The sequence below is a fragment of the Nocardioides ginkgobilobae genome (genome assembly GCF_054781275.1).
In genome coordinates this window covers 1-15618 of the sequence record NZ_BAAGUS010000004.1, presented here as the reverse complement: position 1 = coordinate 15618, position 15618 = coordinate 1, and the positions used below count along the sequence as shown (strand labels likewise).

The 15618-nt window shown below is 70.5% G+C and carries 12 protein-coding genes and 2 pseudogenes; 10 read left to right on the top strand and 4 right to left on the bottom strand.

Annotation, left to right across the window (positions count from 1 at the left end):
- Positions 1 to 16 precede the first annotated feature (16 nt).
- The 6 genes from ACYVID_RS05230 to ACYVID_RS05205 all read left to right on the top strand — a co-directional run bounded on the left by ACYVID_RS05230 (position 17) and on the right by ACYVID_RS05205 (position 5582).
- Positions 17 to 931 (top strand): TIGR01777 family oxidoreductase, encoded by a 915-nt coding sequence (locus tag ACYVID_RS05230; RefSeq protein WP_460735113.1) that lies wholly within the window; start codon positions 17 to 19, stop codon positions 929 to 931.
- Positions 932 to 971: 40 nt separating this feature from the next.
- Positions 972 to 1724, top strand: a complete 753-nt coding sequence (lipB, locus tag ACYVID_RS05225) for a lipoyl(octanoyl) transferase LipB (RefSeq protein ID WP_460735111.1) — start codon at positions 972 to 974, stop codon at positions 1722 to 1724.
- Between the two features lie 66 nt (positions 1725 to 1790).
- On the top strand, positions 1791 to 2759 hold the full coding sequence (locus ACYVID_RS05220) for an ABC transporter ATP-binding protein (protein WP_460735109.1): 969 nt from the start codon (positions 1791 to 1793) through the stop codon (positions 2757 to 2759).
- Positions 2756 to 3730: a hypothetical protein gene (locus tag ACYVID_RS05215; RefSeq protein ID WP_460735107.1), complete on the top strand. Its 975-nt coding sequence runs from the start codon at positions 2756 to 2758 to the stop codon at positions 3728 to 3730. Before ACYVID_RS05220 ends, ACYVID_RS05215 begins: the two co-directional genes overlap by 4 nt.
- Positions 3731 to 3780: 50 nt before the next feature.
- Complete coding sequence (gene lipA, locus ACYVID_RS05210; RefSeq protein WP_460735105.1) at positions 3781 to 4761, top strand: lipoyl synthase; 981 nt, start codon at positions 3781 to 3783, stop codon at positions 4759 to 4761.
- A 62-nt stretch (positions 4762 to 4823) separates the two neighbouring features.
- Positions 4824 to 5582: a DUF4191 domain-containing protein gene (locus ACYVID_RS05205; protein ID WP_460735103.1), complete on the top strand. Its 759-nt coding sequence runs from the start codon at positions 4824 to 4826 to the stop codon at positions 5580 to 5582.
- A gap of 40 nt (positions 5583 to 5622) precedes the next feature.
- On the opposite strand, the gene ACYVID_RS05200 is transcribed toward ACYVID_RS05205, so the two are convergent.
- Both ACYVID_RS05200 and ACYVID_RS05195 read right to left on the bottom strand, forming a co-directional pair.
- Positions 5623 to 6462: a hypothetical protein gene (locus tag ACYVID_RS05200; RefSeq protein ID WP_460735101.1), complete on the bottom strand. Its 840-nt coding sequence runs from the start codon at positions 6460 to 6462 to the stop codon at positions 5623 to 5625.
- A 52-nt stretch (positions 6463 to 6514) separates the two neighbouring features.
- Complete coding sequence (locus tag ACYVID_RS05195; protein ID WP_460735099.1) at positions 6515 to 6931, bottom strand: RDD family protein; 417 nt, start codon at positions 6929 to 6931, stop codon at positions 6515 to 6517.
- Between the two features lie 211 nt (positions 6932 to 7142).
- Here ACYVID_RS05195 and glnA point away from each other — a divergent pair, with 211 nt between their 5' ends.
- A complete protein-coding gene (glnA, locus tag ACYVID_RS05190; RefSeq protein ID WP_460735097.1) occupies positions 7143 to 8561 on the top strand; it encodes a type I glutamate--ammonia ligase in 1419 nt (472 codons plus the stop codon).
- A gap of 181 nt (positions 8562 to 8742) precedes the next feature.
- Here the strand turns inward: glnA and ACYVID_RS05185 are convergent, their stop codons facing one another.
- Together ACYVID_RS05185 and ACYVID_RS05180 are read right to left on the bottom strand one after the other, a co-directional pair.
- Positions 8743 to 10029, bottom strand: coding sequence for a TIGR02679 family protein (locus tag ACYVID_RS05185; protein WP_460735095.1), 1287 nt, complete (start codon positions 10027 to 10029; stop codon positions 8743 to 8745).
- Entirely contained in the window at positions 10026 to 13250 is a 3225-nt protein-coding gene (locus tag ACYVID_RS05180) for an SbcC/MukB-like Walker B domain-containing protein (RefSeq protein WP_460735093.1), read from the bottom strand. Before ACYVID_RS05180 ends, ACYVID_RS05185 begins: the two co-directional genes overlap by 4 nt.
- Positions 13251 to 13382: 132 nt before the next feature.
- Between ACYVID_RS05180 and ACYVID_RS05175 the strand changes: the two are divergent.
- From ACYVID_RS05175 to ACYVID_RS05165, 3 genes and pseudogenes are all read left to right on the top strand, one after another.
- Positions 13383 to 13720, top strand: a pseudogene (locus ACYVID_RS05175) (transposase); the annotation flags it as partial.
- A gap of 71 nt (positions 13721 to 13791) precedes the next feature.
- Positions 13792 to 14031: pseudogene (locus tag ACYVID_RS05170) on the top strand (transposase); the annotation flags it as partial.
- Positions 14032 to 14153: 122 nt separating this feature from the next.
- The gene (locus ACYVID_RS05165; protein ID WP_300401845.1) at positions 14154 to 15485 is read left to right on the top strand and encodes an ISL3 family transposase; all 1332 of its coding nucleotides are present in this window, start codon (positions 14154 to 14156) and stop codon (positions 15483 to 15485) included.
- The last annotated feature ends 133 nt before the right edge of the window (positions 15486 to 15618 follow it).

The following is a 15618-nucleotide window of genomic DNA, read 5'->3' as shown; positions in this document are numbered from 1 at the left end:
CTGGCACGCTGGCGGCATGGCTCTCCACGTCGTCGTCGCCGGTGCCTCCGGGTTCCTGGGCACCCACCTGACCGCAGCACTGGACCGGGCCGGGCACCGCACCACCCGCCTGGTGCGGCGCCCGGCGAGCGGTCCGGGCGAGTCGACCTGGGACCCGTACGCCGACGTCTACGACCGCGACGTGATCGCCTCGGCCGACGTCGTCGTCAACCTGGCCGGCGCGCCGCTGGTCGGCAACGTCCACTCCCAGAAGTGGGCGCGCGACGTCATGGAGAGCCGGGTCACCACGACCCGGCTGCTGGCGCGCGCGATCGCCGAGGCTCGGTCCGACAAGCCGCCCGTCTTCCTGGCCGGCAACGGCATCGCCTACTACGGCGACCGTGGCGAGGAGGTCCTCACCGAGACCTCCGACAGCCGCGGTGACGCCCTGCTGACCCGGGTCACCCGCGAGTGGCAGGACGCCACCACCGTCGCCCGCGACGCCGGCGCGCGGGTCGTCGTCCTGCGCACCTCCCCGGTCATGGACCGGCGCAGCGCCCCGCTCGGCCCGCTGTCGACGCTGTTCAAGACCGGGCTGGGCGGCAAGCTGGGCTCCGGCAAGCAGCGGATGCCGATGATCTCCCTGCGCGACTGGGTCTCCGCTGTCCTGCACCTCGCCGAGGACGACGACGCCCACGGCCCGGTCAACCTGTGCTGCGTGGAGACCCCCACCAACGCGGAGTTCACCAAGACCCTCGCTAAGGCGCTGCGCCGTCCCTCCTTCGCCACTGTGCCGGCCAAGGTGCTGGAGGTCGCCGCCGGCGAGATGGCCCCCGAGCTGCTCGGCTCGGTCAACGCCCGACCCGCCGCGCTGCTGGACCAGGGCTTCGTCTTCCGCGACCCCGACGTCGCGAGCGTGGTGCGCGCGGGTCTGGACCGCCTCGACCCCTGAGCCCGACAAGGCGGCCCTTCGCGGGCGTAGGGTCGTGGGCATGACCGCCTTCCAGGTCGTCGGGCTCGGCGACTCCCCCGCGCGCGCCGTGGACTACCTCGAGGCCTGGGACCTCCAGCGTGCCGTGCACGCCGAGGTCGTCGAGGGCACGCGGCCCGGCACGGTCCTGCTGCTGGAGCACCCCCCGACGTACACCGCCGGCAAGCGCACCGACCCGCACGAGCGGCCCGCCGACCCCGGCGGCGCCCCGGTGATCGACGTGGACCGCGGCGGCAAGATCACCTACCACGGCCCCGGCCAGCTCGTGGCCTACCCGATCGTCCGGCTGCCCGACCACGTCAAGGTCGTCGACTTCGTGCGCCGGATGGAGGAGGCGATGATCGCCACCTGCGCGGCCTTCGGGGTCGAGACCGCCCGGGTGCCGGGCCGCAGCGGGGTCTGGCTGCGGGCCGACGCCACGCGTCCCGAGCGCAAGATCGGCGCCATCGGCATCCGGGTCTCGCGCGGGGTGACGATGCACGGCATCTCGCTCAACTGCGACGTCGACATGTCGTGGTACGACCGGTTCGTCCCCTGCGGCATCAGCGACGCCGGCGTCACGTCGCTGACCCTCGAGACCGGTCGCGAGGTGACCGTCACCGAGGTGCTGCCCGTCCTGCAGCGAGAGCTGGAGCGCCTCCTGCGCTGGGAGGAGTACGCCGCCACGCCCGACTACGAGGCGCGCCCCGAGCCCGGGCGCGCCGCCGTGAGTGGGCCGCGCATCGAGGTCCTGTCGCCCTCCAGGACCCCCTGACCACGGCTGACACGCGGGCGGCGCCGCTGGCGCCCGGCGGCGTCGCCCGCGTGGGACGCTGCGGCGGTGAGCAGCCACTCGGGGCCGGTCATCGAGACCACAGGCCTGCGCAAGGAGTTCCGGACCCGCCGCGGCACGCGGCTGGCCGTGGCCGGCCTGGACCTGCACGTCGAGGCGGGCGGCGTCCACGGCTTCCTGGGCCCCAACGGGTCGGGCAAGACCACGACGATCCGGATGCTCCTCGGGCTGGCGCGCGCCAGCGCCGGCACCATGCGGCTGCTCGGCGAGCCGGTGCCCGACCGGCTCCCGCACGTGGTCGACCGCGTCGGTGCCGTCGTGGAGTCGCCGAAGTTCTCCCCGAACCTCTCCGGCCGGCGCAACCTGCTGCTGCTCGCGCGCTCCATCGGGGCGCCGGACTCCCGCGTGGACGCCGCCGTCGAGACCGTGAGTCTGGCCGGTCGCGAGGGCGACCGCTACAAGGCCTACTCCCTGGGTATGAAGCAGCGGCTCGCGATCGCCGCGACCCTGCTCAAGCAGCCGACGCTGCTCATCCTCGACGAGCCGACCAACGGCCTGGACCCGGCCGGCATCCGCGAGGTGCGCGAGACCATCCGCACCCTCGGGGAGTCCGGCACGACGGTGCTGCTGAGCTCGCACATCCTCGCCGAGGTCCAGCAGGTCTGCTCCTCGGTCACCATCATCGGCCAGGGCCGGGTGCTGGCCTCCGGCGCGGTCGAGGGTCTCCTGGGCGCCGCCGACCGCTTCCGGGTGCGCAGCACCGACCCCGCGGCCGCCGCAGGCATCCTGCGCACGGCGGGGCTCGCGGTCACCGGGGGCGATCCCGACCAGCCCGCCGACGCCCTGGTGGTGCAGACCGACGACCCCGCGGCCGTCACCCGGCTCCTGGCCCGCGAGGACGTGTGGGTCACCGAGCTCGCCCCGGCGCGCCAGGACCTGGAGTCCTACTTCCTCTCCCTCACCGCCGGCGAGGGCCTGGCCGGGCAGGGCACCGTCGGCCGGGAGCAGGCCTCGTGAGCGCCTCGACGTCGGGACAGCTCCGGGTCGAGGTGACCCGGCTGCGCTGGCGACGCGCGGTCCTGCTGCTCCTCGTCGCCGCCGTGGTCCTGCCCGCGCTGCTGCTCGCGGGCACCGCCTGGGGCAGCCGCCCGATGACCGAGGCGGAGGTCGACGCGCTGCTCGCCGACCGGTACGCGCAGCGGGAGGTGACCCGGTGCGAGCGACGGCCGGAGGCTTACCTCGAGGCCGGCGCCGAGCCGGGTGCCTGCCGCGACGTCGTCGCCGGCTGGTACGGCGGTCGGCAGCCGCTCTCGGTCCAGGGCGAGCTCGACGACGGCCTGCTGGCCGCGAGCACCCTCGTCCTGCTCCTGCTGGTCCTGGCCGGCACCACCTTCGTGGGCCACGACTGGAACACCGGCTCGATGAGCAACCAGCTGCTCTTCGAGCCGCGACGCGGTCGCGTCTGGGCGACCAAGGCCGCAGCCCTGGTGCTGGTCGCCGGCCTGCTCGGGACCGCCGTGCTGGCGGCGTACTGGTCGGGACTGCTGGGCCTGGCCGCCAGCCGGGACCTGCCGGTGCCCGACGGCGTGGTCCGCGACGGCTTCGAGCAGGTGCTGCGCACCGGCGCGCTCGGCGCGGCCGCGGCGCTGGCCGGCTACGCCCTGACGATGCTCTTCCGCAGCACCGTGGCGACAGTCGGCGTGCTCTTCGCCCTCGCCGTCGCCAGCGGTGCGGTCCTCGGCATCGTCGGCCAGAGCAGCGCGCGCTGGACCCCGCCGCTCAACGTCCTGGCCGTCGTCCAGGACGGGGCCTCCTACTACGACGAGTCGTCGGTGCCCCCCGAGTGCTTCACGGGCCGCGGAGGCGGTCCCGAGTGCGACGGCGAGCGCACCATCAGCGCCGCCGACGGCGGGCTCTACCTCGGCACCGGGCTGCTGGTCGTCGTCGCCGCCTCGGTCGTCTCGTTCCGCCGCCGCGACGTCCCCTGAGCCGCCTCCTGGGCGCCGCCCCGGACATGCCGGCGGGCACCCCCTCACCGATGTCCGGTGACCTGGCCCACCGGCGTAGAGTCGAGGCCGTGGCACAGGCACCGGCACCCGACGGCAGGAAGCTCCTCCGACTGGAGGTCCGCAACGCGGAGACCCCGATCGAGCGCAAGCCGGAGTGGATCAAGACCCGGGCGAAGATGGGCCCGGCGTACAAGGAGCTCCAGGGCCTGGTGAAGTCCGAGGGCCTGCACACCGTGTGCCAGGAGGCCGGCTGCCCCAACATCTTCGAGTGCTGGGAGGACCGCGAGGCGACCTTCCTCATCGGCGGCGACCAGTGCACGCGACGCTGCGACTTCTGCCAGATCGACACCGGCAAGCCCGAGCCGCTGGACCGCGACGAGCCGCGCCGGGTCGCGGAGTCGGTGCGCACGATGGGGCTGCGCTACGCCACCATCACCGGCGTCGCCCGCGACGACCTCGAGGACGGCGGAGCCTGGCTGTACGCCGAGACCGTCCGCGCCATCCACGAGCTCAACCCCGACACCGGGGTCGAGAACCTCATCCCCGACTTCAACGGCAAGCCCGACCTGCTGGCTGAGGTCTTCGAGTCCCGCCCCGAGGTGCTGGCGCACAACGTCGAGACCGTGCCGCGGATCTTCAAGCGGATCCGTCCGGCCTTCCGCTACGAGCGCTCCCTCGACGTGCTCACCCAGGCTCGCGACTTCGGTCTGGTGACCAAGTCCAACCTCATCCTCGGGATGGGCGAGACCCGCGAGGAGGTCAGCCAGGCGCTGGTCGACCTGCACGCGGCCGGCTGCGAGCTCATCACCATCACGCAGTACCTCCGCCCGTCGCTGCGCCACCACCCCGTGGAGCGCTGGGTCAAGCCCGAGGAGTTCGTCGAGCTCGCGGCCGAGGCCGAGGAGATCGGCTTCTCCGGTGTCATGTCCGGACCCCTGGTGCGTTCGTCCTACCGCGCTGGTCGGCTGTACCGTCAGGCGATGGACGCCCGCCAGGGCGCCACCGTCTGACCCGTCCGCCCACCGGGCGTCCGCCCCCGGACCGCCAGAGAAGAACGAGGCACGCACCGCCGATGGCACGCAGCGAGAAGTCCGCCCGCACCCCGAAGGCCGCGAAGGGTGAGCAGTCCGCTCCCCCGGCGCCCGGCTCGATGAACCGCCGCCAGCAGCTGGTCGAGACCTACCGGATCACCAAGCGCAGCGACAAGCACATCGGGCTGGTCCTCCTGGCGGTCTTCCTGGTGGCGGGCCTGGCCGGGTTCGGGCTCTTCTGGATCCTGCCCGGCAGCGGCGTCCTGGAGTGGATCCTCGCGGTCGTCGGCGGCACGCTCTTCGGCACCCTCGCGGTGCTCATCGTCTTCAGCCGGCGCGCCCAGAAGGCGGCGTACTCCCAGATGGAGGGGCAGCCGGGCGCCGCCGCCGCGGCGCTCAACATGCTGCGCCGCGGCTGGAAGGTCGACCCCGCCGTTGGCTTTACCAAGCAGCAGGACGTCGTGCACCGCGTGGTGGGTCCCCCGGGCATCGTGCTCGTCGGGGAGGGCCAGCCCAGCCGGGTCCGCTCGCTGCTGGCCGCCGAGCGCCGCAAGCACGAGCGGGTCGCCTCGGAGATCACCATCCACGAGGTCGTCTGCGGCCGCGGCGAGGGCGAGGTCCCGCTGCCCAAGCTGATGCGTCACATCCAGAAGAAGAAGCGCACGCTGCGCCCCGCGGACATGACTGACGTGCTCAACCGGATCAAGGCCCTCGACGCCACCCGCTCGGCCGTCCCGCTGCCCAAGGGCCCGGTGCCGACGAGCATGAAGGGCCTGCGCTCGCAGATGCGCGGGCGCTGACCCTCCTCCGGCCCTCCTCCGGCCCTCCTCCGGCCAGGGCTCAGCTGGCGCCGGTCATGGCCCCCATGTCGGTGACCTGGCTGGCCGGCGGGGCCTCGATGTCGACGTCGGTGCCCCAGTTCTCGAAGCGCATCACGACCTCGCCGGCCGTGGCGCCCATGTCGACGACCATCTGGGCGAAGCGGCCCTCGTCGTCGAACCACAGGTCGTAGGTGACCTCCTCGGGCAGCGCGCCCGCGGCGGCGGGGTCGAGCTCCATCTGCTCGAACATCGCCTCGGAGTCCACGACCGCGGTGTAGCGGTCCCGGTCCTCGCCCCCGACCTCCTCCTCGCCGACGTACGTCGCGGAGACCAGACCGGCCTCGATGACCTCGGCCTGGGCGCGCGGGTCGAGCTGGTTGGTGAAGGTGTCGCCCATGGGGTTGGCGGGGTCGTCGAGGTCGAGCTTGATGAACTTGTCGTCCATCTGCGCGACCCGCATGTAGATCACGTTGTCGACCATGATCATCGTCATCTCGCCCATCCCGCCCATGCCGCTCATCTCCATCCGCATCGACGGCGGCTGGGTGCGGTAGTCGGCCTGGCCGTCGGACTCGATCTCCTGGCCGCCGGCGGTCATCTCCATGGTGATGTCGGCGGTGGTGGCCTTCTCGAACGCGGAGACCATCAGGTCGGTGAACTCCTCGGCGCTGATCTCCTCGCCCGCGGCGACCGAGACCTCCTCGGCGTCGCCGTCGTCCTCGGGGTCCGCCTCCTCCTCGGCACCGGTGCTGGAGCCGGCGGGAGCGGCGTCCTCGGCGGCGTCGTCACCCCCGCACGCGGTGAGGGCGGCGAGGCCGAGCGGGACGGTGAGGGCGAGCGTGGCGAGACGGGTGCGCATGGCCTCGAGCGTAGGCCCTCTGCGGGACCCGTAGGCGCCGTGGCGTCCCCGGCTAACGGACGGGTGCGGTCCGTCCGAGCGCCGTCTGCAGGGTCACGCACACGGTGCCGGTGGCCATGTCGTGCAGGCCGCGCCCGTCGGGGCGGAAGACCAGCGGCGGGATGACCAGGCCCACGAGCAGCTGCCGGCCGAGGGCCGGCAGCAGGTCGACGGGGCGGGGGTCGCCGTTGGCGCGGACGACGCGCAGCCGGGTCGCGACCTGGCCGAAGGAGCCGCCGACGGTCGCGGTGAGCAGGGCCGACTCCACGACGAAGATCCCCAGGACGACGAAGTTGGTCCAGTCACCGTCCAGCCACACGTCGCTGCCGACGAAGAAGATGAGGATCAGCGTGCACGCGAACCAGTCGACGGCCAGCGCGAGCATGCGGCGCGGCCAGCTGGCGGCCTCGAGAACGACAGGAGCGGTCACGGGCCCAGCCTAGGTGGCGGTCGGGAAGGCATCGTCGCGCAGGGTGGCACCAGCCCGGACATGCTGTTACATGCCGGAAACACTTCCGATACGGTCGAGAAACCCCCGCCCTCCTAGGGTGAGGGCACACGTCTGCGGCAACGGTGCCGAGGGCTGTCCACTCTTCACAGATCGGCCGGTTGCGCTGCTGGGGCGCGCCACAGGAGGACGAATGTTCCAGAGCTTCGACGAGCTCCTCAAGTACGTGAAGGACGAGGGTGTCGAGATGATCGACATCCGCTTCTGCGACCTTCCCGGCATCATGCAGCACTTCACGGTCCCGGCCTCCTCGTTCGACGAGTCGGTGGCCACGGACGGTCTGGCCTTCGACGGCTCCTCGATCCGCGGGTTCCAGGCGATCAACGAGTCCGACATGTCGCTGTTCCCGGACCCGACGACGGCCTTCATCGACACCTTCCGCACCGCCAAGACCCTCGCGGTGAACTTCTTCATCCACGACCCGATCTCGGGTGAGGCCTACTCCCGCGACCCGCGCAACATCGCCCGCAAGGCGCTGGCCTACCTTTCCACCACCGGCATCGCCGACACCGCGTTCTTCGCCCCCGAGGCGGAGTTCTACATCTTCGACTCGGTGCGCTACTCCACCGGTCCCAACGAGGGCTACTTCCACATCGACTCCGAGGAGGGGTGGTGGAACTCCGGCAAGGAGGGTGACAACCGCGGCTACAAGACCCGCTTCAAGGGTGGTTACTTCCCCGTCGCCCCCTACGACCACTACGGCGACCTGCGCGACGACATGGTCAAGAACCTCGAGGGCGCCGGCCTGCTCGTCGAGCGCGCCCACCACGAGGTCGGCACGGCCGGTCAGGCGGAGATCAACTACCGCTTCGACACGCTGCTCAAGGCCGCCGACGACGTGATGAAGTTCAAGTACATCATCAAGAACACCGCCTGGCACGCCGGCAAGTCGGTCACCTTCATGCCGAAGCCGATCTTCGGCGACAACGGTTCGGGCATGCACGTGCACTCGTCGCTGTGGAAGGACGGGGAGCCCCTGTTCTACTCCGAGACCGGCTACGGCGGCCTCTCGGACACCGCCCGGTGGTACATCGGCGGCATCCTGGCGCACGCCCCCTCGCTGCTGGCCTTCACCAACCCCTCGGTGAACTCCTTCCACCGCCTGGTGCCCGGCTACGAGGCCCCGATCTCGCTGGTGTACTCCTCGCGCAACCGCTCGGCCTCGGTCCGCATCCCGATCACCGGTGCCAACCCCAAGGCCAAGCGCGTCGAGGCGCGGTTCCCCGACCCGTCGGCGAACCCCTACCTCGCCTTCTCCGCGCTGATGCTCGCCGGCGTCGACGGCATCAAGAACAAGATCGAGCCGCCCGCGCCGATCGACAAGGACATCTACGAGCTCCCGCCGGACGAGATGGCCGAGATCGCCCAGGTCCCCACCAGCCTGGGGGCCGTCCTCGACGCGCTCGAGGCCGACCACGACTACCTGACCGTGGGCAACGTCTTCACCCCGGACCTCATCGAGACCTGGATCGACTACAAGCGCACCCACGAGATCGCGCCCGTGCAGCTGCGTCCGCACCCGCACGAGTTCGAGCTCTACTACGACATCTGATTCCGGGGTCTTCGTGACCTGCGGCTAGATGCCTGAAACGGCGTCTGACCTGCGAAAACGTCTTCCGACGTCTTCCAGCGTCAGGCGCCGTTTCTCATCCTTGTGCGTACCCACTGCACCCCACGCGGCGTAGGCATCAAGCGCCGGGTCGGGGGTTTAGACAGCGACGCGGGCGACGCCTCTAGAGGTCCGCGAGCAGCACGTTGAGGAGGGCCTCCTCATGGACTGCAACTCCGATGCGCGACATACTTACCGCGAGTTGCGGGTCCCAAGGTGTCGCACCTGGGGTCCCTGCGAGCGGCAGCTTGTTAGCCGAGCTAGCCGCCGCGACAGCGTCCTCGTAGTCGCTGGCGCCCATGCGCCACGGCTGCACCCCCGCAGCCAGGATGCGTCCGGCGATCACGACTCCGGGCCAGTCGAAGTCGCCGTGATAACGAACCAGTGCGCCTTGCCCTACTAAGCCGCGGAGTAGAACCCAGGCGGCGCTCGCGGGGTTGCCGGAGGTGCACACCAGAGCGCCCGCCGATCCTGCTCGTGCAGCCGCTTGGAGGACCTGCGGGTTCTCGCAGACCGACACGGTGGTCCCTGCGACCGTCCAGGCCAGCTTGGCGGCGACGCCGTTCAGTTCGTGCAACGTCAGGTGAGTGACCAAGCCAAGATCGGCTCGGGCGCGCATCATGACGGACCAGGGATCGTCGCCCGGTGGCCGTAGCGACCAGACCAGCACTGTTCCGGAAAGCTCATCAGGCACCACCCCGAGAAGGGTCCACATGCTCCGGACCTCGGCCGCCGACTCCGGTGGATGGAGACCGTGAGCGGCGGCCGCGGCACGCAGCACGAGGGCGGCGGCGACGCGGCCCGAGTCGAGCCCGTGCGCGTCACCGGTGCACTTGGTCGCCAGTTCAGCCAAGCCCCACTCGGTTGGTCGCTCGGACGCGGACCTTGATGGCTCAAGTACACCGGATGCCGCAAGCTCGGCCAGGACGGCACCCGCGTGCACGACGGCGGCGTTGGCGCCATCGCCGGCCTTAGTGAGGATGCCTGCCTGCCGGGTTCCCTGAACGAAACCCGCGACCCACTCCTGATCGCCGACCCCTGCGGCGGCGAGCGCACCGTCAAATAGGGCGGCTGTGCTGGCTCGCGCCTCGGTCCGAGCCACACGGGCGGCCTTGCGGTCCACGAGCGGCCCGATGAGCGCCTCGATGACGGTCACCAGCCCAGCTGCTGCAGCGGACCGCCGCAGGGCCGCGTCCACGTCTGCGAGGCGCACGCGGGCGGGGCTTGTCACGCGCCTGCCGAGGAGGCCGCTGAGACGGTCGACGCCCTGTTCGTTCAGGGTGACACTCACAGTGCCGGTGACCTGGATACCGTTTCGTTCGAGCCTGCCGCGAACGGCATCCCACAGGGGCATCAGGTCGAGGTGGAGCAGGTACTCGCGTGTCGCCGGCGGCAGGGCATGGTCGGTCATCGCGGCGCTGCCCGGAGGTGTCGGGTGTGTCCGTCCCAACGGACGTGGGTCGTCACAGCGGCCGACCCTTCGACTCGGCGGACTTCGTAACAGTCCAGCGCCGGCACCTGCGGGTAGTCACCCCACAAGGCGTGCCCGGTCATAGCGAAGTCGACGTCGAGCCGGACCAGCAGCCCCATGAGCTCACCGATGGTGCGGTTGTCGACCTTGGCGAACGCGTCGTCCAGTAGCAGCAGCCGGAGCGCACGCCCGGTGTCGGGCAGACCGGAAAGGTAGGCGTCGATGGCAGCGAACAGGGCCACGTAGGACACGAACCGCGTCTCGCCCTGCGAGAGTCGCGCCTTGCGGCTAATGCGTCGCTCCTGGCCCGGCTTCGGACCGAGAATGATGACCTCGACTGTGTGCCAGGACCGATAGTCCAGTGCGTCGCGCAGGTGGGTGGCGTAGCCCGCGGACTCATCGAGCTCGAACGCCTCGTTGACGCGGTCCTTAAGGAGCTCGGTCAGTTCGGCGGTCTGGTCGGCGGACCTCACCGCACCGGCGGTGGACACGAGCTCCTTGATGCGCACGACGGCCGGGTCGGAACTCTCCGATACCTTCCACCGCAGCTTGACCCCGATGCCGTGCGAGGTGCGGATGGTGGCCAGTGACGCGTTCATCGCGGCGATGAGCTCGTCGGCCTGGTCCAGTCGGCGGCGAAGCTCTTCGGCGACTCCGCCGAGCACGAACTCGGTGAAGACGCTCCGCTCACGTTCGCTGAGCGCGTTTCGGCCCTCTTCGACGGTCCGGGCGAGTTCGGCGGCGGCGGCGATGCTGCGTCGTCCGGTCGCGTCGGACAGTTCGACGAGGCGAACACCGTCGCGGACCTCGGTGATGACGTCGTAGGAGCCTGACAGGTCTCGGTCCAGGGTGCGCTGCGGACCGAAGAGCGAGTTCTCATCGGCGCCCTGGCTGTGTCGACGCAGGCCGGCGGCAACGCGGGTCACTGCCTTGCGTACGGCGGCCGGGGTGACCTCGGGTAGCTCGATGGGCTCCGGCGACTCGGCGAATGCTGCTGCTGCGATGCCCGGCAGCGCCAGCCGTCGACGGAACTTGTCGAACGCGGCGACAAGCTCCGCTTGGGTTGTTGTGACTCGTTCGGCGGCAGCGCGAGCCTCAGCTTCGGCGGTGCCGACCTCCACACCCAGACGGGAGTCGAGGTTCCGTGCGGACTCCAGCTCACCTTCGAGGGCCGTGCGGGTGGTCTCGCATTCGCGCAGCTCGGCCTTCGCCGCGGCCGCCTCCCGCCCGATGCTGGAACGGACCGACTCGAGCTCGGACGCCTCTCGATGCCAGACGGCCCACTCCGTCGCGGCGCGCGACTCGTCCTCGACCCGTTCGCCGGCGCGGTCTCTGACCTTTCCGACGGCCCCCGTGTGGTGGGCGACCGCGCTGATCAGCTGGCCGAGCAGGTTGCTCAGGTCACGGCATGCCGTCTCCGCTTCGCCGGTGGCCTGCCGGACGACATGTAGGTCGTCAGCGGTGTGCGGAAGGCTGAACTCGGCGCAGATCGCGCGGTGTTCGCTGACCTCACGGGACCAGGCCGTGCGCATCTCGCCTGCTTGCATTGCAGCGTCGTGGGCTCGCGACCGTTCCTTCGCGGCTCGGTTGGTCGCGTCGGTGACGCGGACCCTGGCGGAGGAGACAGCCTGTGTCCGTGGAGCGTTGTGGGTCGCGGCGCTGAGCCGGTCCCGGGCAGCGCGAGCCTCGGCCCGGGTAGTGGCCCGAACCTCGGCGGCGGCCGTGAGCTGGGCGAGCTCGACCTCGATGGCTGCCAGGCGCACCCGCCGCGCGTCTGCGCGGGCGGTAGCGCCGATGTGGCGGGCTATGGCGGGCAGGTGTCGGCCGGTCAGCGGACCTGAGCCCCACGACCCGCCTGGAGCCACCCACACCCCGCTAGGCGACGTGGCCCCTCCTCCGCGGCGGTCACCGAACCCGATGCGCGCAAGGACCGCTTCGACGACTTCGACGGGCATTGGGCTCCCCGGGTCGGCGACCAGCTTGCCTGTCACTGGGGTTTCGTCAACCGGACCGGTCGGGGTCAGAAGCAGCTGTCCGTCTTCGGCGTGCAGGGTCCCGTCTCGGTGCAGGTCGGCGAGAAGGAGTCCGGAGGCGAGGAGTGCTCCTTCGAGGCCGGCGCGGTCATTCGCATCGAGGTCGTCGCCGAAGTCGATCGCTCGCCACAGCGGGACGGAGTCGTCGCGACGTGGCCGGACCCAGGTCGGCGTGGCCGGGCTCGGGTCGATCGCGGACTCCAGCTGGGCGCGTTCTGCCTTCAGGTTGTCACGGACCGCGTTGTCGACCTGGTCGGCGGCGTCGAGTGCGGCGAGAGTGTGCGTGTGTCGTTCGCGCACGGGGTCGGCAAGCGACCCTGCGACGTGGTCCAGCTCGACCAGGTCGTCTTCGCTGAGGTCACCGATGAGGACAGTTGCGTCGGCGAGAACATCATCGATGCCTGTGCCGGTCAGGTCGGGCTCTGCGCCGAACGCAGCGACCGTCGCTTCGGAAGAGACCCAGTCGCGCCACCGGTTCGCGTACAACTCGACGGACGTCATGAGCTCGGACTGACGCTCAAGCTCGACCTGCTCGGCTTCGCCAGCCCGCTGGTCGGCTTCCTCGGCGCGCCGCTCGGCCGCCTCGACCTTCCCGTGTTGCACGTCGAGCGCCTTCGCCTTACCCAGACGCCCCGCAGCCTGGCGACCACGTTCGGTTGCGCTGACCTGCACCAGCCGCACCTGCTCGATCGCACTGCCGAGGTCGTCTGGGGTGACGGATAGCTGAACCGGGACCGGACGGTCCAGCGGGGTCGGGTCGCCGTCCCGGGTGAGGCGCACCGGCTCGGTGAGGACGCTGGCCGGAGCGGTCGTAGCGGCGATGCTCGCCGGGAGCCCACCAGAGACGCCAGCGGCGCCAACCTTCGCGCGGGCCTTCTCGACGGCTGCTGCGACTCGCGCACTCGTGCTGACCGCCCTCGCGGCTACCTCGTCGGTGGTGCGGACCTCACGAACCTCCGCGCCGCGTGCACGCTCTGCGGAGGCAAGCGCGGCGTCGGCAGCCGAGCCGAGGGCCTGGACCTTCTTCTCGCGCTCATCGAGGTCGCGGGCGTCGGCGTACGCGGAGGACTGCTTGATACCGGCGATGGTTCCGGTCAGGTCGGCGATCGTCTCGTCGAGTTCGCCCATGCGGGCCTTGTTCTCGGCACGTGCCTTGGTGTCTCGTGCCGGGTCTGATGGAGGCTCTCATTCCACGGAAGGATGAGAGTCATGGCAGCACCAAGGAAGTACCCCGAGGAACTTCGGGAGCGAGCGATCCGGATGGCGGTCGATCTGCGGCGTGATCCGGCCACGAGGTCCGGGGCGCTGCGTCGGGTCGCTGAGCAGTTGGGGATCAACCCCGAAACGTTGCGCAACTGGGTCGGCCAAGCCGAGATCGACGAGGGCCACCGCTCGGGGGTGACCACTGCGGAGGCGCGGCGCATCGCTGAGCTCGAGCGTGAGGTGCGTGAGCTGCGGCGGGCCAATGAGATCTTGCGGACGGCGTCGGCGTTTTTCGCCGCGGCGGAGCTCGACCGCAAGCTGAAGTGAGTACCGCGGTGCTGGTCGACTACATCGACTGCCACCGTGAGCGGTTCGGGGTCGAGCCGATCTGCCGGGGGGGCCTGACCCTGGTTCTTGGACACGCTGAATCCAGCACCTGCTGGGGAAGCGAGATGATCCAGGAATCATGGCCAGGAAGAACTACTCCGAGGAGTTCCGTCGTCAGGCCGTCGACTTGTACGAGTCCACCCCGGGCGCCACGGTCCGCGGCATCGCCGAGGACCTCGGCATCGTGCGCGGCACGCTACGGGGCTGGCTCGAGGTCTACGGGACCGGCAAGAAGACCGCCGCCGACGGAACGCTGACCTCCAGCCCGCTGCAGTCCAAGCCCTCGACCACGAGCCCGTCGGCGCCGGCTGATGAAACAGGCTCTTCGCAGATGAGGGTGTAGCGGACGACGCGGCTGGGGTCGGCGCGTCGGTACCGGGATAGAGGTCGAGGTCTTCCGAAGATGGCGGTTCCTACGCCAGCCACCCGAAAGACCTCGACGTGCACGACGCTACCCGTGCGGGCGCCTTCGCCTGCGCTGATCTGACGACCTTCTGCCGCCTCGATGAGCTGGGGCTGGTGGTGACCGGACAACGCCTCGAACCGAAGCGGGCGGTCCTAGCCTGCAAGGTCGTCGAACCCGAAGGCTCCCTGGAACGGTGGTGCCGTCGCTGTGGAGCCGAAGGCCTTCCGCGCGACACTGTGACCCGCGAGCTGGCCCACGAGCCGTTCGGGTGGCGCCCCACCACGCTGCGCATCACCGTGCGCCGCTACCGCTGCACCGGATGCGGGCACGTGTGGCGCCAAGACACCCACCGCGCCGCGCAGCCGAGGGCCAAGCTCTCGCGCCGCGGGCTGCGGTGGGCACTAGAAGCGATCGTGGTCGGCCACCTGTCCATGAGCCGCGTCGCCGAGGCCCTCGGGGTCGCGTGGGGCACCGCCAACGACGCCGTCCTGGCTGAAGGCAGACGGGCGCTGATCGAAGGCGAGCACCGCTATGACGGTGTCACCGCGATCGGGGTCGATGAGCACGTGTGGCGCCACACCAGGCGCGGCGACAAGTACGTCACCGTGGTCATCGACCTGACCGCGGTGCGCGCCGGCACCGGCCCAGCACGGTTGTTGGACATGATCGAGGGCCGGTCCAAGAAGGTGTTCAAGACCTGGCTCGCCGAGCGCCCCGAACAGTGGCGTCAAGGCGTGGAGGTAGTGGCGATGGACGGGTTCACCGGCTTCAAGACCGCCGCGGTCGAGGAACTACCCGACGCGGTCGCGGTCATGGACCCCTTCCACGTCGTGCGGCTGGCGGGCGACGCCTTGGACCGGTGCCGCCGCCGGGTCCAACAAGACCTCCACGGCCACCGCGGCCGCCGCAACGACCCGTTGTACCGCGCCAGGCGGACCCTGCACACCGGGTCTGGGCTGCTCACCGAGAAGCAGGCCGACCGGCTGCGCGCCTTGTTCGCCGACGACAGGCACGTCGAGGTCGAGGCGACCTGGGGGATCTACCAACGGATGATCACCGCCTACCGCGAACCAGACCGCCGCCGCGGCCGGGAACTGATGACCAAGCTCATCGAATCGGTCAGCACCGGTGTCCCGGCAGCGCTGGTCGAGGTCATCACCCTGGGCAGGACCCTGAAGAAGCGAGCCGAGGACGTCTTGGCCTACTTCGACCGCCCCGGCACCAGCAACGGACCCACCGAAGCCATCAACGGACGCCTCGAGCACCTACGCGGATCAGCACTCGGGTTCCGCAACCTGACCAACTACATCGCCAGAAGCCTCCTCGAGACCGGCGGCTTCAGACCCCAACTACACCCCGGATTGTGAAGAGCCATGAAACATCCGAACAGAAGATCGCCCGACTCGAAGCAAGAGTGAACGAACTCGAGGTCGAGACCACGAAGCTCGCCACCGAGCGGGAGATTCTCCAGCGGGCGGCCAAGTATTTCGCCGGGGAGAC